The organism is Streptomyces sp. YS-3, assembly GCF_045257485.1.
Taxonomy (GTDB): Bacteria; Actinomycetota; Actinomycetes; order Streptomycetales; family Streptomycetaceae; genus Streptomyces.
Map to the genome: position 1 here is coordinate 1 of NZ_JBJHPC010000076.1, position 18,832 is coordinate 18,832.

The 18,832-nt window shown below is 71.7% G+C and carries 17 protein-coding genes; 9 read left to right on the plus strand and 8 right to left on the minus strand.

Annotated features, from left to right (window positions below; all coding sequences use genetic code 11):
• The first annotated feature begins 206 nt into the window (after window positions 1-206).
• Window positions 207-881, plus strand: coding sequence for a FadR/GntR family transcriptional regulator (locus ACJA3G_RS09885; protein WP_406552528.1), 675 nt, complete (start codon window positions 207-209; stop codon window positions 879-881).
• Here the strand turns inward: ACJA3G_RS09885 and ACJA3G_RS09890 are convergent.
• The 3 genes from ACJA3G_RS09890 to fabG all read right to left on the minus strand — a co-directional run bounded on the left by ACJA3G_RS09890 (window position 878) and on the right by fabG (window position 2,983).
• Window positions 878-1,360 (minus strand): hypothetical protein, encoded by a 483-nt coding sequence (locus ACJA3G_RS09890; protein ID WP_406552529.1) that lies wholly within the window; start codon window positions 1,358-1,360, stop codon window positions 878-880. The two genes, ACJA3G_RS09885 and ACJA3G_RS09890, sit on opposite strands and share 4 nt — an antisense overlap.
• A gap of 134 nt (window positions 1,361-1,494) precedes the next feature.
• Window positions 1,495-2,262 (minus strand): enoyl-ACP reductase FabI, encoded by a 768-nt coding sequence (gene fabI / locus ACJA3G_RS09895; protein WP_406552530.1) that lies wholly within the window; start codon window positions 2,260-2,262, stop codon window positions 1,495-1,497.
• Window positions 2,263-2,266: 4 nt separating this feature from the next.
• Window positions 2,267-2,983 carry a 3-oxoacyl-[acyl-carrier-protein] reductase gene (gene fabG / locus ACJA3G_RS09900; RefSeq protein WP_406552531.1) on the minus strand — a complete coding sequence of 239 codons (717 nt, stop codon included), beginning with the start codon at window positions 2,981-2,983 and terminating at the stop codon, window positions 2,267-2,269.
• Window positions 2,984-3,168: 185 nt separating this feature from the next.
• Here fabG and ACJA3G_RS09905 point away from each other — a divergent pair, with 185 nt between their 5' ends.
• Genes ACJA3G_RS09905 through tyrS form a run of 3 tightly spaced genes read left to right on the plus strand, consistent with a single transcriptional unit; the run spans window position 3,169 to window position 7,418 of the window.
• Window positions 3,169-4,701: a TldD/PmbA family protein gene (locus ACJA3G_RS09905; RefSeq protein WP_406552532.1), complete on the plus strand. Its 1,533-nt coding sequence runs from the start codon at window positions 3,169-3,171 to the stop codon at window positions 4,699-4,701.
• Window positions 4,698-6,095 (plus strand): metallopeptidase TldD-related protein, encoded by a 1,398-nt coding sequence (locus ACJA3G_RS09910; protein WP_406552533.1) that lies wholly within the window; start codon window positions 4,698-4,700, stop codon window positions 6,093-6,095. Before ACJA3G_RS09905 ends, ACJA3G_RS09910 begins: the two co-directional genes overlap by 4 nt.
• A 54-nt stretch (window positions 6,096-6,149) precedes the next feature.
• The gene (tyrS, locus tag ACJA3G_RS09915; protein WP_406552534.1) at window positions 6,150-7,418 is read left to right on the plus strand and encodes a tyrosine--tRNA ligase; all 1,269 of its coding nucleotides are present in this window, start codon (window positions 6,150-6,152) and stop codon (window positions 7,416-7,418) included.
• Window positions 7,419-7,504: 86 nt separating this feature from the next.
• On the opposite strand, the gene ACJA3G_RS09920 is transcribed toward tyrS, so the two are convergent.
• Window positions 7,505-7,780, minus strand: coding sequence for a GlsB/YeaQ/YmgE family stress response membrane protein (locus ACJA3G_RS09920; protein ID WP_406552535.1), 276 nt, complete (start codon window positions 7,778-7,780; stop codon window positions 7,505-7,507).
• A gap of 241 nt (window positions 7,781-8,021) precedes the next feature.
• Here ACJA3G_RS09920 and ACJA3G_RS09925 point away from each other — a divergent pair, with 241 nt between their 5' ends.
• Complete coding sequence (locus ACJA3G_RS09925) at window positions 8,022-8,396, plus strand: DUF3099 domain-containing protein (protein ID WP_406552543.1); 375 nt, start codon at window positions 8,022-8,024, stop codon at window positions 8,394-8,396.
• Window positions 8,397-8,573: 177 nt separating this feature from the next.
• Window positions 8,574-8,822: a hypothetical protein gene (locus ACJA3G_RS09930; protein ID WP_406552536.1), complete on the plus strand. Its 249-nt coding sequence runs from the start codon at window positions 8,574-8,576 to the stop codon at window positions 8,820-8,822.
• Here ACJA3G_RS09930 and moaA read toward each other — a convergent pair.
• The 3 genes from moaA to ACJA3G_RS09945 form a co-directional block, all read right to left on the minus strand.
• Window positions 8,805-9,794, minus strand: a complete 990-nt coding sequence (moaA, locus tag ACJA3G_RS09935; protein ID WP_406552537.1) for a GTP 3',8-cyclase MoaA — start codon at window positions 9,792-9,794, stop codon at window positions 8,805-8,807. The two genes, ACJA3G_RS09930 and moaA, sit on opposite strands and share 18 nt — an antisense overlap.
• Window positions 9,795-9,945: 151 nt before the next feature.
• Entirely contained in the window at window positions 9,946-11,580 is a 1,635-nt protein-coding gene (locus ACJA3G_RS09940; protein ID WP_406552538.1) for a cation acetate symporter, read from the minus strand.
• The gene (locus ACJA3G_RS09945; RefSeq protein WP_406552539.1) at window positions 11,577-11,942 is read right to left on the minus strand and encodes a DUF485 domain-containing protein; all 366 of its coding nucleotides are present in this window, start codon (window positions 11,940-11,942) and stop codon (window positions 11,577-11,579) included. Before ACJA3G_RS09945 ends, ACJA3G_RS09940 begins: the two co-directional genes overlap by 4 nt.
• A 314-nt stretch (window positions 11,943-12,256) precedes the next feature.
• On the opposite strand from ACJA3G_RS09945, the gene ACJA3G_RS09950 reads away from it, so the two are divergent.
• Both ACJA3G_RS09950 and ACJA3G_RS09955 read left to right on the plus strand, forming a co-directional pair.
• Window positions 12,257-13,777, plus strand: a complete 1,521-nt coding sequence (locus ACJA3G_RS09950) for a S8 family peptidase (RefSeq protein ID WP_406552540.1) — start codon at window positions 12,257-12,259, stop codon at window positions 13,775-13,777.
• A 94-nt stretch (window positions 13,778-13,871) separates the two neighbouring features.
• A complete protein-coding gene (locus ACJA3G_RS09955) occupies window positions 13,872-15,422 on the plus strand; it encodes a S8 family serine peptidase (RefSeq protein ID WP_406552541.1) in 1,551 nt (516 codons plus the stop codon).
• Window positions 15,423-15,470: 48 nt separating this feature from the next.
• Here ACJA3G_RS09955 and ACJA3G_RS09960 read toward each other — a convergent pair whose 3' ends face one another.
• Entirely contained in the window at window positions 15,471-16,514 is a 1,044-nt protein-coding gene (locus ACJA3G_RS09960) for a zinc-dependent alcohol dehydrogenase family protein (protein ID WP_406552542.1), read from the minus strand.
• Window positions 16,515-16,703: 189 nt separating this feature from the next.
• Here ACJA3G_RS09960 and ACJA3G_RS09965 point away from each other — a divergent pair.
• Window positions 16,704-18,832, plus strand: a 2,129-nt coding sequence (locus ACJA3G_RS09965; RefSeq protein ID WP_406552544.1) for an NACHT domain-containing protein, incomplete at its 3' end; no start/stop codon positions are given.

Genomic DNA, 18,832 nt, shown 5'->3' on the forward strand with positions numbered 1-18,832 from the left:
TCGAGGGAGGCGGGGGGTGTGGTGCCCGGCGCGGGGCTGAGGGTGCGGGTCTCGTCGTCGGCCATGGGGCCATCATAGAATCATGGGATGATTGGTTGTCCACTCGCCCGGACGGCCGCGAGATGATGGCCGCACGACGGTCCGCGCACGGGCCGGCCACGGCCAAGGCCACGGCCCTGGCCACGGCACCCAAACTAAGGAGCGGCATGGCGCTGAGCTCTCCCCGGCGGTCCGCCCTCGCCGACCAGGTGATCGCGCAACTGCGCAACCAGATCACCTCGGGCGAGTGGCCGGTGGGGTCGCGCATCCCCACCGAGCCCGAGCTGGTCGAGCAGCTGGGGGTGGCGCGCAACACGGTCCGCGAGGCGGTCCGGGCGCTGGCGCACAACGGCCTGCTCGACATCCGCCAGGGCTCCGGCACGTACGTCGTCGCGACGAGCGAGCTGGCGGGTGTGATGCACCGGCGGTTCGCGGACGCCGACCCCCGCCATGTGGCCGAACTGCGCTCCACCCTGGAGTCATCGGCGGCCCGGCTGGCGGCCGAACGGCGTACGTCACGTGATCTGGCCCAGCTGGACGCGCTCCTCGCCCGGCGCGAGGAGGCGTGGGAGTCGGGTGACGCGGAGGCGTTCGTGGCCGCCGACTCCACGCTGCACCTGGCGATCGTCGCGGCCTCGCACAACGACGTCCTCACCGAGCTCTACGCCGACCTCGGCGACCTCCTGCGCGACTGGCTCCGCGACGACGTGGGCCGTGAGCTGCGCCCGGAGAACCACATGGACCACGCGCGCCTCGTCGAGGCGATCCGGTCGGGCGACGCGGAGACGGCCGCCACGGAGGCGGCGGGCCACGCCTTCTTCTGCCTGTCCGAACGGCTCTAGGGCAGCGCTCCGGCGCCGCCGGGCCGGGCCTCGGAGGACGGGGACGACGCCTCCGGGGACGGGGACGGTGACGCGAGCGAGGACGGGGACGCAGCCGGGGACGGGGACGCGCCCGCCTTCTCGTGGGTGACCCACACCGCCCGCACCTCCTTCCAGCACCGGTCGGTGAGCCGTACGGTCTCGGCCGGCCCCACCTGCACCGGGGCCGCGTCCGCGTCGATGTCCCACCAGCGAGTGCACTCGGTGTGCAGCCGCACCCGGTCGGCGTCGGGGTACGGGTTGTGGCAGTACGCGATCACGTGCGAGCCCCGCACCAGGGTGTTGCAGTCGGCCCCGAAAGGCTCGATGGGCGCGGGCGGGGCGGGCTCGTCCGAGGTGGCGGCCCGGACGACCGAGGGGGCCGCGACGGCGGCGAGGGCCGTGAGCAGCAGCGCCGCGAGGGCGACGGCTCGGCGCTGGGCCGTACGCAAGGGTCGCAACCGCCCCACCTCCTCCCCGGCCGACTGCCCGACATGTCCGCTTCGATCAGTCTGCGGGGAGTTGGCCCGGCACGCACGACGGCCGCCCCCCGTCCGCGCGATGCGGACGGGGGGCGGCCGTGGAAAAGAGGGGCTCAGGCACCCATCATGTGCACGCCACCGTCGACGTGGACGATCTCACCCGTGGTCTTCGGGAACCAGTCCGAGAGCAGGGCCACGATGGCGCGGCCGGCCGGCTCGGGGTCGGCCATGTTCCACTCCAGGGGGGAGCGGGTGTTCCACACGTCCGCCAGGTCCGAGAAGCCCGGGATGGACTTCGCGGCCATGGAGCCGATCGGGCCCGCCGAGACCAGGTTGCAGCGGATGCCCTCCTTGCCCAGGTCGCGGGCGAGGTAGCGGGAGGTCGCCTCCAGGGCGGCCTTCGCCGGGCCCATCCAGTCGTACTGCGGCCAGGCGAACTGCGCGTCGAAGGTCAGACCGACCACCGCGGCGCCGGAGCTCATCAGCGGGCGGCAGGCCATGGTCAGCGACTTCAGCGAGAACGCCGAGACGTGCATCGCCGTCGAGACCGACTCGAACGGGGTGTTGAGGAAGTTGCCGCCGAGGGCGTCCTGCGGGGCGAAGCCGATGGAGTGGACTACGCCGTCCAGGCTGCCGAGCTCGTCCTTGACCAGGCCCGCGAGCCGGTCCAGGTGCTCCTGGTTGGTCACGTCGAGCTCGATGACCTTGGTGGGCTTCGGGAGCTTCCTGGCGATGCGCTCGGTCAGGGTGGGGCGCGGGAAGGCGGTCAGGATGACCTCGGCGCCCTGCTCCTGGGCCAGCTTGGCGGCGTGGAAGGCGATGGAGGACTCCATCAGCACACCCGTGATGAGGATGCGCTTGCCGTCGAGAATTCCGCTCATGTGATCAGTGACCCATGCCCAATCCGCCGTCAACCGGGATGACGGCACCAGTGATGTACGAGGCGTCGTCCGAGGCGAGGAAGCTGACCGCGGCGGCGATCTCCTCGGGCTGCGCGTAGCGGCCCAGCGGCACTCCCGAAAGGATCGAGGTGCGCTGCTCGTCGGTGAGCACCTTGGTCATGTCGGTGTCGACAAAACCGGGCGCGACGACGTTGAACGTGATGTTGCGGGAGCCCAGCTCGCGCGCGAGGGAGCGGGCGAACCCGACGAGACCGGCCTTGGAGGCCGCGTAGTTGGCCTGGCCGGGCGAGCCCATCAGACCGACGACGGACGAGATCAGGACGACACGGCCCTTCTTGGCGCGCAGCATGCCGCGGTTGGCGCGCTTGACGACCCGGAAGGTGCCGGTGAGGTTGGTGTCGAGGACCGAGGTGAAGTCCTCCTCGGACATCCGCATCAGCAGCTGGTCCTTGGTGACCCCGGCGTTGGCGACGAGCACCTCGACGGGCCCGTGGGCCTCCTCGATCTGCTTGTAGGCCTGCTCCACCTGCTCGGCGTCGGTGATGTCGCACTTGACGGCGAGGAACCCCTCCTTCTGGAGGGCGTCCGGCTCCCCGGAGCGGTAGGTGATCGCGACCTTGTCGCCCGTGGAGGCGAAAGCGCGGGCGATGGCGAGGCCGATGCCCCGGTTTCCTCCGGTGACGAGAACCGAGCGGCTCAACGGATCACCCTTTCGATAGCGGTTTCGTACTTCCGCAAACTATCGGTACCGGCAGGTGTACGGGGAATCGACCTGTGACAGTGGCGTACGGAAAGCGCTGTGGGGTCCCTACAGAAAGGGATAGGCAGGCGGCCCCGAACCGCGACATGATCGGGGCGACCGGTCTCACACGACAGGAGACGACTGTGCCCTCAGGGACCCATTCCCTCGACGAAGCCTTCACGGCGCTGCCGCTGCGGGCCCTCGCCGACGCCGCGCTGGCGCGGGCCCGCGCGCTCGGCGCCGCCCATGCCGACTTCCGCCTGGAGCGGGTGCGCAGCGCGGCCTGGCGGCTGCGGGACGCCCGGCCCGCCGGGTCCTCCGACACCACGGACCTCGGTTACGCGGTCCGGGTGGTGCACGGCGGCGCCTGGGGCTTCGCCTCCGGGGTCGACCTCACCATGGACGCCGCCGCCAAGGTCGCCTCGCAGGCGGTCGCGATGGCGAAGCTGTCCGCGCGGGTGATCGCCGCCGCGGGGTCCGACGAGCGCGTGGAGCTGGCGGACGAGCCGGTGCACTCCGAGAAGACCTGGATCTCGGCCTACGGCATCGACCCCTTCTCCGTACCGGACGAGGAGAAGAGCGCCCTGCTCGCCGACTGGAGCGAGCGGCTGCTGCGGGCGGACGGGGTGGCGCACGTGGACGCCTCGCTGCTCACCGTCCACGAGAACAAGTTCTACGCGGACACCGCGGGCACGGTCACCACCCAGCAGCGGGTCCGGCTGCATCCGCAGCTCACCGCGGTCGCGGTGGACGACAAGAGCGGTGAGTTCGACTCGATGCGCACGCTCGCCCCGCCGGTGGGGCGCGGCTGGGAGTACCTGACGGGCACCGGCTGGGACTGGGACGCGGAGCTGGAGCAGATCCCCGCGCTGCTCGCCGAGAAGATGCGGGCGCCGAGCGTGCAGGCGGGCACCTACGACCTGGTGGTGGACCCGTCCAACCTGTGGCTGACCATCCACGAGTCGATCGGCCACGCCACCGAGCTGGACCGGGCGCTCGGCTACGAGGCGGCGTACGCGGGCACCTCGTTCGCCACCTTCGACCAGCTGGGCAAGCTGGCGTACGGCTCCTCGGTCATGAACGTCACCGGTGACCGCACCGCCGAGCACGGGCTCGCGACGATCGGGTACGACGACGAGGGCGTCCAGGCGCAGTCCTGGGACCTGGTGAAGGACGGCACGCTGGTCGGCTACCAACTGGACCGCCGGATCGCCAGGCTGACGGGGCTGGGCCGTTCCAACGGCTGCGCCTTCGCGGACTCCCCCGGCCATGTGCCGGTCCAGCGCATGGCCAACGTCTCGCTCCGGCCGGACCCGGGCGGGCTCTCCACGGAGGACCTGATCGGGGGTGTGGAGCGCGGTATCTACGTGGTCGGCGACCGCTCCTGGTCGATCGACATGCAGCGCTACAACTTCCAGTTCACCGGGCAGCGGTTCTTCCGCATCGAGAACGGCCGGCTGGCGGGCCAGCTGCGCGATGTCGCCTACCAGGCGACGACCACGGACTTCTGGGGCTCGATGGAGAAGGTGGGCGGCCCGCAGACGTACGTCCTGGGCGGCGCCTTCAACTGCGGCAAGGCCCAGCCGGGCCAGGTGGCGGCGGTCTCCCACGGCTGCCCCTCGGCCCTGTTCCGCGGCGTCAACATTCTGAACACCACGCAGGAGGCCGGGCGATGAGCTCTCGTACGACCGTCAAGCCGCACGAGATCGTCGAGCGGGCGCTCGCGCTGTCGACCGCCGACGGGTGCGTCGTCATCGCGGACGAGCACTCCTCCGCCAATCTGCGCTGGGCCGGCAACGCGCTCACCACCAACGGCGTGACCCGCGGGCGCACCCTCACCGTCATCGCGACCGTCGACGGGGCCGAGGGCACGGCGTCGGGCGTGGTGTCGCGGTCCGCCGTGACCGCCGACGACCTGGAGCCGCTGGTCCGGGCGGCGGAGGCGGCGGCGCGCGGCGCCGGGCCCGCCGAGGACGCCCGGCCGCTGGTCGAGGGCGTCCCGGTGGCCGCCGACTTCACCGACGCGCCCGCCGAGACCTCCTCGGCCGTCTTCACGGACTTCGCCCCCGCCCTCGGTGAGGCCTTCGCGCGGGCCCGCTCGGGCGGACGCGAGCTGTACGGCTTCGCCAACCACGAGATGACCTCCTCCTACCTGGGCACCTCCACCGGCCTGCGGCTGCGCCACGACCAGCCCACCGGCACCCTGGAGCTCAACGCCAAGTCGCCGGACCGGGCGCGCTCCGCCTGGGCCGGGCGGTCCACCCGGGACTTCAAGGACGTCGACCCGGGCGCCCTCGACGAGGAGCTCGCGGTCCGGCTGGGCTGGGCCGAGCGCCGTATCGACCTGCCGGCGGGCCGGTACGAGACGCTGCTGCCCCCCACCGCCGTGGCCGACCTGCTGATCTACCAGCTGTGGTCGTCGAACGCGCGGGACGCCACCGAGGGCCGGACCGTGTTCTCCAAGCCCGGCGGCGGTACCCGGCTCGGCGAGAGGCTGGCCCGGCTGCCGCTGACGCTGCGCAGCGACCCCAACGAGCCGGGTCTGGAGTCCGCCCCCTTCCAGCTGGCGCACTCCTCCGGCGACGACGCCTCCGTCTTCGACAACGGTCTGCCCCTGTCCCCCACCGACTGGATGCGGGACGGGAAGCTGGAGCGGCTGATCACCACCCGGCACAGCGCGGCGCTCACCGGGCTGCCCGTGACGCCCTCGATCGGGAACCTGGTCCTGGACGGCGGCGGCGAGCGCTCGCTTGAGGAGATGGTCGCGGCCACGGAGCGGGGCCTGCTGCTGACCTGCCTCTGGTACATCCGCGAGGTGGACCCGGCGACGCTGCTGCTCACGGGGCTGACCCGGGACGGGGTCTATCTGGTCGAGAACGGCGAGGTGGTGGGGGAGGTCAACAACTTCCGGTTCAACGAGTCGCCGGTGGACCTGCTGTCGCGCGCCACCGAGGCCGGTCGCACCGAGAAGACCCTGCCGAGGGAGTGGAGCGACTGGTTCACCCGGGCCGCGATGCCCGCCCTGCGGGTGCCGGACTTCAATATGAGCTCGGTCAGCCAGGGCGTCTGACCCCCATACACTGGCTGCTGCACATCCGTACCCGGACCTAGGAGACGTACGACCGTGACGGACATCGTCGATGAGCTGCAGTGGCGCGGGCTGATCGCCCTCTCCACTGACGAGGACGCACTGCGCAAGGCGTTCGCGGACGGTCCTGTCACGTTCTATTGCGGCTTCGACCCGACCGCCCCCAGCCTGCACCTGGGCAACCTGGTGCAGATCCTGACCATGCGGCGGATCCAGCAGGCGGGCAACCGCCCGCTGGGTCTGGTCGGCGGGGCGACCGGTCTGATCGGTGACCCCAAGCCGAACTCGGAGCGCACGCTGAACGCGCCCGAGGTCGTCGCGGGCTGGGTCGAGCGGCTGCGCGGGCAGATCGAGCCGTTCCTCGACTTCGAGGGCCCGCACGCCGCGACCATGGTCAACAACCTGGACTGGACGTCGGGTCTTTCGGCCATCGAGTTCCTGCGCGACGTCGGCCAGCACTTCCGGGTCAACAAGATGATCGCGAAGGAGGCGGTCGCGCGGCGGCTCAACTCCGACGTGGGCATCAGCTACACCGAGTTCAGCTACCAGATCCTCCAGGGCATGGACTTCCTGGAGCTCTACCGGCGCTACGGCTGTGTGCTCCAGACCGGCGGCAGCGACCAGTGGGGCAACCTCACCGCGGGCACCGACCTGATCCACCGGGTCGCCCCGGAGGCCGAGGTGCACGCGCTGGCCACCCCGCTGATCACCAAGGCCGACGGCACCAAGTTCGGCAAGACGGAGTCCGGCACGGTCTGGCTGGACCCCGAGCGCACCACGCCGTACGCCTTCTACCAGTTCTGGCTGAACGCGGACGACCGCGATGTCTCCAAGTTCCTGCGGATCTTCAGCTTCAGGTCCCGCGAGGAGATCGAGGAGCTGGAGCGGCTCACCGAGGAGCGCCCGCAGGCACGCGCCGCGCAGCGCGCGCTCGCCGAGGAGCTGACGACGCTGGTGCACGGCCCCGACCAGTGCGCGGCGGTCGTCGCCGCGTCGAAGGCGCTGTTCGGCCAGGGTGAGCTGGCGGAGCTGGACGAGGCGACGCTCGCCGCCGCCCTGTCCGAGCTGCCGCACGCCGAGGTCGCCGAACTCGGCCTGGTGGTGGACCTGTTCGCCGAGGTGGAGCTGGTGGCGAGCAAGTCGGCGGCCCGGCGCACGGTGAAGGAGGGCGGCGCCTACGTGAACAACGCGAAGGTGACGTCCGAGGACGCGGTGGTCACCGCCGGCGATCTGCTGCACGGCCGCTGGCTGGTGCTGCGCCGGGGCAAGAAGAACCTGGCCGCGATCGAGGTCAAGGGCGCCTGACCCGCGCGTACGGTCCGAAGAGGCAGGGGGGCGGTTCCGTCATGGGACCGCCCCCCGCGCCGTACGCCGTAGGGCCCGCCGTGCCGTCAGGCCCGCTGCCGGTTGCCGCGCATCGCCATGTAGAGCATGTCGCCGAGGGCGACGAGGACGACCGCCGCGGCGATCTGGAGGCCGTGCCGGCCCCAGTCGATGCCCTTGGTCTCCGCGATACCGATCGATCGCGCGATGGCGTTGCCGACCACACCGCCGATGATGCCGAAGATGGTGGTCAGCCAGAGGGGACTGTGCTGCTTGCCGGGGAGGATCGCCTTCGCGATCAGTCCCAGCACGAACCCGACGATGATCGCCCACAACCAGCCCATCGCTGCCTCCTCTTTCCGCTCGGCGGAGCACTCAGCCGAGGACTCCGCCCTACATGAGCAGTCGCAGTCAGTGTTGACCCATCCGCCATACGGCGCATGTCGGACACGTCCGTACGCAGTACGGATCGGATCAATCACGCACGCCGGACCGGCCCCGGTCTCGAACCCGGCGGATCCCGGGCGTACCGTGTGAAGAGTCCGGTCCGGGGAGAGTCCGGTGTGGAGTCGGGTGGTGGAGCAGATGCGGAAGCGGAGCGGAGCCGAGGTCTTCCGGATCACCGGGGCCCGGCAGGGTCTGGCGGAGGACGTGCGAGGGCGGCAGCGCCGCTATGTGATCTCGATGTCCGTCCGTACGGTGTCGGTGGTGCTGACGGCGGTGCTGTGGAACATCGAACGCCCTGTCGCGATCGTGACCCTGGTACTGGGAGCCCTGCTCCCTTATGTGGCTGTGGTGATCGCCAACGCGGGGCGGGAGAACGCTCCTTCGCTGCCGTCGACGTTCGTGCCCGCGCCCGCGCGGCCCATGCTCGGAGCCGCCCCGGTGGGCGGTCCGGCGGAACCCGCGCAGGGTCCCGGAGCCCCTGACCACGAACCGTGGTCACGCGAGCAGACCTGATCCGTCACCGTCCGCAAAGCTCAAGAAAAGCTCAGATCAATCATGAAGTTCCAGTGCACCGCACCGGGTCCCCCGTGACATACTGCGTAAGCGCTCCGCATCCCCCGTCGGAGCGACGGACCGACGCCGGGCAGCTCCCCCCGTGGCTGCTCGGCGTCGCCATGTCACCCCCCATTCATGGCGCAGAATGTATCCGTGAGTGACGAGATCGCCGACCAAGCGCCCGTGTGTTCCGCCAAGGGCTGCCGCACCGCGGCACTGTGGGTCCTGGCCTGGAACAACCCGAAGATCCACACGCCGGAGCGGCGCAAGACCTGGCTCGCGTGCGACGAACACCGCGAGCACCTCTCCCAGTTCCTGGACGTACGGGGATTCCTCAAGGACGTGGTGGCCCTGAGCGAGTGGGAGTCAGCCGCCGATCGCTGACATCGGACGGTCGGGCTGGAGGAACGCCGGGTCGTCCAGACCGGATCCGGCCTTCTTTCCCCACATCGCCAGCCGCCACAGCCGGGCGATCTCCTCGTCCGGCGCGCCCGAGCGGAGCGCGCCCCGCAGATCCGACTCCTCGCGCGCGAAGAGGCAGGTGCGGACCTGGCCGTCGGCGGTGAGCCGGGTCCGGTCGCAGGCCGCGCAGAACGGGCGGGTGACCGAGGCGATGACGCCGACCCGGTGCGGTCCGCCGTCCACCACCCAGCGCTCGGCGGGCGCGGAGCCGCGCTCGTCGTCGCCCTCGGGGGTGAGGGTGAACCGGGTACGCAGCGAGGTGAGGATGTCACCCGCCGTGATCATGCCGTCGCGCTTCCAGCCGTGCTGGGCGTCGAGTGGCATCTGCTCGATGAACCGCAGCTCGTAGTCGTGCGCCACGGCCCAGGCCAGCAGGTCGGGGGCCTCGTCGTCGTTGAGCCCCGGCATCAGGACCGCGTTGACCTTGACCGGGGTGAGTCCGGCGGCGCGGGCGGCCTCCATGCCCTCGATGACGTCCTTGTGCCGGTCGCGGCGGGTGAGGGTCTTGAAGACCTCGGGGCGCAGGGTGTCGAGGGAGACGTTGACCCGGTCGAGACCGGCCGCCTTCAGCGCTGCGGCGGTGCGCTTCAGACCGATGCCGTTGGTGGTGATCGACATCCGGGGGCGCGGCTCCAGGGCCGCGCAGCGCTCCACGATGCCGACCAGGCCCGGCCGCAGCAGCGGCTCGCCGCCGGTGAAGCGGACCTCGGTGACGCCGAGGCCGGTCACGGCGATGCGGATGAGGCGGACGATCTCGTCGTCGGTCAGCAGGTCCGGCTTGGCCAGCCACTGCAGGCCCTCTTCCGGCATGCAGTACGTACACCGCAGATTGCAGCGGTCCGTGAGCGAGACACGCAGGTCAGTGGCCACACGGCCGTATGTGTCGATGAGCACTGTGGGCCCCCTCCCCCGATTACCGGTTGGTGTATACAGCCGAGCCTACGTGAGAGGGGCGACAACGGCGGGGGCCGTTTGACACGAGGTGCGGCGCGGGCGCGTCGTAGGACCCTACGACGCGCCCGCGGCCCGTGCCCGTGCCGGTGCCTTAGTGGGCGCCGACTCCGCTGAGGGACTTGACCTCCAGCTCGGCGTACTTGCCGGCGTCCGGCTCCTCCTTGGACAGGAGCGATCCGATCACGCCGAGCAGGAAGCCGACGGGGATCGAGATCAGGCCGGGGTTCTCCAGCGGGAACCAGTGGAAGTCCATGCCCTTGAACATGGACGTCTTGGGGTTGCCGGAGACGACCGGTGAGAACAGTACGAGCACGACCGCCGTGGTGAGACCGCCGTAGATCGACCACAGCGCGCCCTGGGTGGTGAAGCGCTTCCAGAAGAGGCTGTAGAGGATGGTCGGCAGGTTGGCGGAGGCGGCGACCGCGAAGGCGAGCGCCACCAGGCCGGCGACGTTGAGGTCGCGGGCGAAGGCGCCGAGCGCGATGGCGACGGCCCCGATGAGGACGGTGGCCCAGCGCGCCGCCCTGACCTCCTCCTTCTCGGTCGCCTTCCCCTTGCGGATGACGTTGGCGTAGATGTCGTGCGCGAAGGAGGACGAGGAGGCGAGGGTGAGGCCCGCGACGACCGCGAGGATCGTGGCGAAGGCGACCGCCGAGATCACCGCGAGCAGGATCGCGCCCCCGTTGGAGCCGCTGCCGCCGCCGATCTCCAGGGCCGCCAGGGGCGCCGCGGTGTTGCCCGCCGGGTTGGAGGCGATGATGTCGCCCGGCTTGAGCAGGGCCGCCGCGCCGAAGCCGAGCACGATCGTCATCAGATAGAAGGCGCCGATGATGCCGATCGCCCAGTTCACCGACTTACGGGCGGCCTTGGCGGTGGGGACGGTGTAGAAGCGGATCAGGATGTGCGGCAGTCCCGCGGTGCCGAGCACCAGGGCGAGGCCGAGCGAGATGAAGTCGAGCTTGGAGGTGCCGGTCTTGCCGTACTTGAGGCCCGGCTCCAGGAAGGCGCTGCCCTTGCCGCTGTTCTCGGCTGCCTTGCCGAGCAGGTCGGAGAGGTTGAAGTCGAACTTCAGCAGGATCAGGAAGGTGATCAGGATGGTGCCCGCGATGAGCAGGACCGCCTTGACCATCTGGACCCAGGTGGTGCCCTTCATCCCGCCGATCGTCACGTACACGATCATGAGGACGCCGACCAGGGCGACGATGAGGACCTTGCCAGCGTCGCTGGTGATGCCGAGCAGCAGCGAGACCAGCACGCCCGCGCCGGCCATCTGCGCCAGCAGGTAGAAGATCGAGACGACGATGGTGGAGGTGCCGGCCGCCGTCCGTACGGGCCGCTGGCGCATCCGGTAGGCGAGGACGTCGCCCATGGTGTAGCGGCCGGAGTTGCGCAGCGGCTCGGCGACCAGGAGCAGCGCCACCAGCCAGGCGACCAGGAAGCCGATGGAGTACAGGAAGCCGTCGTAGCCGAAGAGCGCGATGGCACCGGCGATGCCGAGGAAGGACGCGGCGGACATGTAGTCGCCGGAGACCGCCAGGCCGTTCTGGAAGGCGGTGAACTGCCGGCCGCCCGCGTAGAAGTCGGCCGCGCTCCTGGTCTGGCGGCCCGCCCAGACGGTGATGACCAGGGTCGCGGCGACGAACACCGCGAACAGGGTGATGATCAGTGGCCGGTGTTCGCTGGTGGCGGTCGCCGCGAGCGGGAGGTGGCTGTAGGGGGCGCTCATGCGTCGGCCTCCATGCGGGACTTGATGGCCTGGGCGCGGGGGTCGAGCTTGGTGGCGGCGTAGCGCGCGTAGAACCAGGCGATGAGGAAGGTGGTGAGGAACTGGGCGAGGCCGAAGACCAGGGCCACGTTGATGTTGCCGAACAGCTTGTGGCCCATGAAGCCGCCCGCGTAGTTGGACAGCAGGACGTACAGCAGGTACCAGGCGATGAAGGCGACGGTGAGCGGGAACGCGAACCGGCGGTGGGTGCGGCGCAGTTCGGCGAACTCCTCGCTCGCCTGCATCTCGACGAACCTGTGGGTGGGGGGCTGGACGGGATGCGTGTCGGTACCGCTTTGGGGCGGTGGCACGTCGGTGGCCACGGAGTCTCCTTGTGCTGCGGGTGCGGTGGGGATGGACGGCAAGGGGGACCTCACTGTCGGGGACGGGTGATGGCGGTCCCCCTGACAACGGCACGGAGGCCGTCGCGACTCGGTTCAGACCGGCCGTTTTTCTCCGGGACCGGCGCACGGACGGGTGCCCTGGCCGTGCGCGGCGGCCTCCGGTGCGATGTTCTCGGAGCAACCCGCCCGAATTCATTGATGGGCCCGCATGATCAGCGATAGCTTCGCTGGTCATGTACCCGTCCACTCGTGACCCGCGGGTGGACGGCTCTCACGGATGATGTGGAGAACCCATGGCTCATCTGGGATCCGGACGGCGGCGGGCCCTCGCGCTCCCCGCCGGCCTGGCGCTCACGGCCTCGCTCGGCTTCCTTCCGACGGCCACGGCCTCGGCCGCGCCGGCCCCGGCCGCCGACGGCCCGAACCTGTCGTACGTCGTCAACACCACGGGCGGACACGGCACTTCGGCCCGGGTGCAGAAGGCGATAGCGAAGGCGGGCGGCACGGTCGTCGTCAGTTACGACCGGATAGGCGTGGTCGTCGCGCACTCCACGAACCCCGCGTTCGCGCAGGAGATACGCCGGGCCAGGGGCGTCTCCTCGGCCGGTGCCACCCGCACCACCCCGCTGACGGCGCAGGCCACCACCGAGGAGGGCACCACCCAGGCCCTCACCCCGGCCGAGGCCGCGAAGGCGAAGGCGGCTGCCGCGCCCGGCCAGGAGCCGCTGGAGGCCAACCAGTGGGACCTGCGGGCGATCGGCGCCGACAAGGCCGCCAAGATCTACCCAGGCAGCCGCCGGGTCACCGTCGGCGTCATCGACACCGGGGTCGACGACACCCATCCGGACCTCGCCCCGAACTTCTCCGCCTCCCAGTCGGCCAACTGCGTGGGCGGCGTCGCCGACACCTCGCCGGGCGCCTGGCGGCCGTACGTGGGCGGCAGCGACCACGGCACGCATGTCGCGGGCGAGATCGCCGCGGCCCGCAACGGGATCGGGGTCGCGGGCGTCGCGCCCGGGGTGAAGGTCGCCGGGATCAAGGTCGCCGAGCAGGGCAGCGGGCTGTTCTTCACCGAGGCGGTGGTCTGCGGGTTCGTCTTCGCCGCCGAGCACCACATCGACATCACCAACAACAGCTATTACGTGGACCCCTGGTACTTCAACTGCAAGAGCGACCCGGACCAGAAGGCCCTGCTCGACGCGGTGACCCGGGCCAGCAAGTACGCCGAGCACAAGGGCGTCCTGAACGTGGCGGCGGCCGGCAACGAGAACTTCGACCTCTCCAAGCACGCCCTCACCGACACCACCAGCCCGGACGACCAGCCCGCCCCGCACCCGACGGTGACCGTGGACCCGGCCAAGTGCCCGGACATCCCGGCCCAGTTGCCGGGTGTGGTCACGGTTTCGGCGACCGGCGTGCAGAACGTCAAGTCGTACTACTCCAGCTATGGCCTCGGCCAGATCGACGTGGCGGCGCCCGGCGGGGACAAGTACCAGATCCCGGACACCCCGGACAAGAACGGGCGCATCCTGGCGACGCTGCCGGGCGGCCAGTACGGCTACAAGCAGGGCACGTCCATGGCCACCCCGCACGTCGTGGGCGTCGCCGCGCTGCTGAAGTCCAAGCACCGCTGGGCGTCCCCGGCCGACCTGCGGGAGATGCTCAAGGAGCAGGCCGTCAACCCCGGCTGCCCCACCGGTCTGTACGACCCGGACGGCAACGGTGTCCAGGACTCCACCTGTGAGGGCGGCAGGCACGTCAACGGCTTCTACGGCCACGGCGTCGTCAACGCGCTGAGCGCGGTCACCGAGTAGCACGACGACCGGCGGGCGCGGCCCCAGCGGTCGCGCCCGCCGCGGAGCTCCTTCCCGTACGTACCGAGACATCCGTCAGTCACATGGAGAACCCATGACGTCGCACCTCTCCCGTACGCACCTCTCCCGCAGGCAGCGCGCCCTCGCCGTCTCCGTGGTGATGGCGACCGCCGCCGCGCTCGCGGTCCTGCCGGGCACGGCGTCGGCCGCGCCCGGCGCCGGCGCCGCGCAGGCCGCGCCCGCCGCCGACGCCTCCTCGCTCAGCTATGTCGTCAACCTCCGTAAGGGATACGGGCACGCCGACAAGGTCAGAAGGGCGATCACGGCGGCCGGGGGCACGGTCGTCCAGTCCTACGACCGCATCGGGGTGATCGTCGCCCACTCCGCCGCGCCCGGCTTCGCGCAGGCCATGCGGGCGGTACGGGGCGTGGAGTCGGCCGGGGCGACCCGGACCGCGCCGCTGCCCGCGCAGACGACCACCGACGTCGGCACGCCCAAGGAGCTCAGCGCCGAGGAGGTCCGGGCCGCGGGCGCCGGGGCGACGGCGGGCGAGGACCCGCTGGAGCCGCTCCAGTGGGACCTGAAGGCCATCAAGGCCGACAAGGCGCACGAGAAGACCCTGGGCAGCTCACGGGTGACCGTGGGCGTCATCGACACCGGCGTGGACGACACCCACCCGGACATCGCGCCCAACTTCGACCGCTCCAAGTCGGTGAGCTGCATCGGCGGGAAGCCGGACACCTCCGACGGCGCCTGGCGGCCGTTCACCACCGGCGGCTCCCCGCACGGCACGCATGTGGCGGGTGAGATAGCCGCGGCGAAGAACGGGGTCGGTGTCACCGGGGTGGCGCCCGGAGTGAAGGTCGCCGCGATCAAGGTCTCCACCCAGGGCGGCAGCTTCTTCTATACGGAGGCCGTCGTCTGCGGCTTCATGTGGGCCGCCGACCACGGCATCGACGTCACCAACAACAGCTATTACACCGACCCCTGGTACTTCAACTGCAAGACCGACCCGGACCAGAAGGCGCTGGTCGAGGCGATCACCCGGGCGAGCCGGTACGCCGAGTCCCGGGGCACGGTCAACGTGGCGGCGGCCGGCAACGAGAGCTACGACCTCGCGGCCGACTCGATCACCGACCCGGCCAGCCCCAACGACTCCACCCCGGGCGACCGGAAGATCGACCCGAGCACCTGCCTCGACATCCCCACCCAGCTGCCGGGGGTCGTCACGGTCGCCGCGACCGGGGCCAAGGGCCTGAAGTCCTCGTTCTCCAACTACGGCCTGGGCGTCATCGACGTGGCGGCGCCGGGCGGCGACTCCACGGCCTACCAGGCGCCGCAGGCCCCGGCCACCAGCGGGCTGATCCTCGGCCCGGTGCCCGGCGGCAAGTGGGCGTACATGGCGGGCACCTCGATGGCGACCCCGCACGTGGTGGGCGTGGCCGCGCTCCTCAAGTCGGCGCACCCGCACGCGCCCGCCTGGAAGATCAAGGAGCTCCTGAAGGAGGGCGCGGACCCGACCGCCTGCCCCGTCCCGTACGACCTCGACGGCGACGGCAAGGCGGACGCGGTCTGCGCGGGCGGCAGGCACCACAGCGGGTTCTACGGGGCGGGGATCGTCAACGCCCTCCGCGCGGTGCGCTAGGACGCGCCGGGGCCGGGCGGGCGAGCCGCCCGGCCCCGGCGGCCCGCGCTACGGCTTGATCAGCACCTTCAGGGCCGTGCGCTCGTCCATCGCCTTGTAGCCGCCCGGGACGCCGTCGATGCCGACCGTGAGGTCGAAGACCGGGGAGGGGTCGACGGCGCCGGACAGGACGTCCGGGAGCAGCTCGGGGATGTAGGCGCGGACCGGGGCGACGCCGCCGCGCAGCGCGATGTTGCGGTCGAACATCACGCTCAGGTCGAGGCCGGTGCCGCTGCCGTGGGGGACGCCCACGTAGCCGATGGCGCCGCCGTCGCGGGTGATCTCCACGGCCGTGCGCATCGACTGCTCGGTGCCGACCGCCTCGATCACCGCGTGCGCGCCCTGGCCCCGGGTCAGCTCGCGCACGGCGTCGACGGCGGCCTCGCCGCGCTCGGCGACGATGTCCGTGGCGCCGAAGGTCCGCGCGATGTCGGTACGGGCCTGATGGCGCCCGAGGGCGATGATCCGCTCGGCGCCGAGCCGCCGGGCGGCCAGGACTCCGCAGAGCCCGACGGCCCCGTCCCCGACGACGGCGACCGTGGAGCCGCGCCGCACCCCGGCGCCGACGGCCGCGTGGTGGCCGGTGCCGAGCACGTCGGAGAGGGCGAGCAGGGCGGTGAGCAGGCGCTCGTCGGAGGCCGCGTCGGCGGGCAGCCGCACCAGCGTGCCGTCGGCGAACGGCACCCTGACCGCCTCGCCCTGGCCGCCGTCGGAGCCCACCGAGCCCCAGAAACCGCCCTGCGGGCAGGACGTCTGGAGCCCCTCGGCGCAGTACTCGCACGAGCCGTCGGACCACACGAAGGGCGCGACCACCAGGTCCCCGGCCCGGAAGCCGGTCACCTCGGAGCCCGCCTCCTCGACCACACCGAGGAACTCGTGCCCGATGCGCTGTCCGGGCTGCCGGGCGGACTCGCCCCGGTAGGCCCACAGGTCGCTGCCGCAGATACAGGCCCGCAGCACCCGCACGACCGCGTCGGTGGGGAACCGGACCACGGGGTCGGGCACGTCCTCCACCCGGATGTCGTGGGGGGCGTGGATGACGGTGGCGCGCATGGGGCAGATCCTTGCTGGTCAGTCGGGGTGCGTACGGAAACGTCCGGACGGGGAGTCCGTCTTTCACCGTACGCCTGTGCCACCGGTGGCCGCCCGCCGAGACCTCCGCGCATCACCCCGCGGCCGGTCCCGTCACCGGCGTAGGATTTCCTCCTCCGGGCCCTGGGGAGGTCAACCGCCGTGTCAGGCATGGAAGTCGCGTTCATACGGCTGGCCGGGACGGTGGCCTCCACCGTCGCCAAGTCGCTCCTGAGCCCGAGGCCCGGCGCGGGCCTGGTGTCCGCCCCCGTCCGCCCGCTGCCGCGGCCCGCGTCCCCGGAGCGGCTGGCGAAGGTCCTGGGGCGGCGCCTCACCGACGCGTACGGCGCGCTGCCGGAGCACGAGCGGACGGCGGCGGCCCAGGCCGTGGCGGACACGTTCGCGGCGGCGGGCGAGCTCACTCCGGCGTACCTGTTCTCCCTCGGCCTGGACCCCGAGCGGCTGCGGGCCGGGCTCCGCCGCCCGCACCCGGGTCCGGGCGAGGCGCTCTACGAGGAGCTGCTGGGGCTCTGCTGCGCCCACGTGGTCGAGCAGCTGACCGCGCACCCCGCGTTCGCCGCCCGGGCGGCGGTGGAGCAGGTCCGGGCGGCGGGGCGCACCCACGACCTGGTGGCGGACGTACGCGACCGGCTCCCCCCGCGCGCGCAGGCGGTGGCGCTGGGCTTCGAGGAGCGGTACGCGGCCTATCTGACGCGGACGCACGGGCGCCTCGAACTGTTCGGGCTGACCCTGGGACGGTCGCGCGGCGAGTGGGCGCTCGACACGGCCTACATCAGCCTCGCGGTGAGCGGGGAGCGCGAGGACTTCGGCCCGGCCCGGGGCGACCAGGTCGCGGTCAGGGCCGAGCAGGCGCTCGCCGGCGCCGACCGGCTGGTGCTGCGGGGCCCCGCCGGTTCCGGCAAGAGCACCCTGGTGCAGTGGCTGGCCCTCAACGCGGCCCGGCGCACCTTCACCGGCGAGCTGGCGGACTGGAACCGGTGCGTCCCCTTCGTTCTGCGGCTGCGCGCCTTCACCCAGGCCGACGCGCTCCCGCTGCCCGACGAGTTCCTGCGGGCGGCCGGGGTGCCGCTGCACGGGGCGGCGCCCGCGGGCTGGGCGGAGCAGGTGCTCGCGGAGGGCCGCGGGCTCGTCCTGGTGGACGGTGTGGACGAGGTCCCCGTACGGCTGCGCCACCGCACCGAGGCCTGGCTGAAGTCGCTGATCGCCGCCTTTCCGCACGCCCGGTACGTCGTCACCACCCGCCCCTCCGCGGTGCCCGTGGACTGGCTCTCCCGGCAGGACTTCGTCGCCCACTCGCTGCTGCCGATGGACCGCGACGACATCCGCACGTTCATCGGCCACTGGCACGACGCGGCGCGCGGGGAGTGCCTGGCCGACGCCGATCGCGCGCTGCTCACCACGTACGAGACCTCCCTGCGCCAGGCCGTCGGCAGCCGCCGCGATCTGGGGCGGCTGGCCACCAACCCGCTGATGTGCGCCCTGTTGTGCGCGCTCAACCGGGACCGCCGGATGCAACTGCCGCGCGCCAGGAAGGAGCTGTACGACGCGGCCCTGGACATGCTGCTCGTACGGCGGGACACGGAACGGGAGATCGCGGGCGTGGAGGGGGTCGAGCTGACCCGCGAGGAGCAGACCGCGCTCCTCCAGCGCCTGGCGTACTGGCTGATCCGCAACGCCCAGGTCGAGGCCGAGCAGGGCGAGGCCAGGGAGATGATCGCCGACTGGCTCACCGCGATGCCGCAGGTACGGGGCACTCCGGAGCAGGTCTTCGCGCATCTGCTGATCCGCAGCGGCCTGCTGCGCGAACCGGCCCCCGGGACGGTCGGGTTCGTGCACCGCACCTTCCAGGACTACCTGGGCGCGAAGGCGGCGGTGGAGTCCCGCGACTTCGGCGTGCTGGCGGCCAACGCGCACGACGACACCTGGGACGACGTGGTCCAGATGGCGGTCGGCCATGCGCGCGCGGACGAACGGGCGCGGCTGCTGAAGCAGTTGCTCCGGCGGGCCGACCGGGCGCCGAGGCTGCGGCACCGGCTGGTGCTGCTGGCGGCGGCGTGCCTGGAGCACGCACCCGAACTGGACCCGGCGATCCGGGAGTCGGTCCAGGCACGGACGCGCGAACTGCTGCCGCCGCGGTGCCTGGACGACGCGGAGGAACTGGCCAAGGTGGGCGAGTTGGTGGTCGGGCTGCTCCCTGGGCCCGAGGGGCTCGACGAGTACGAGGCGGGGGCGGTGGTGCGGATGGCTGCGGCGATCAGGGGGGATGCGGCGTTCGAGGT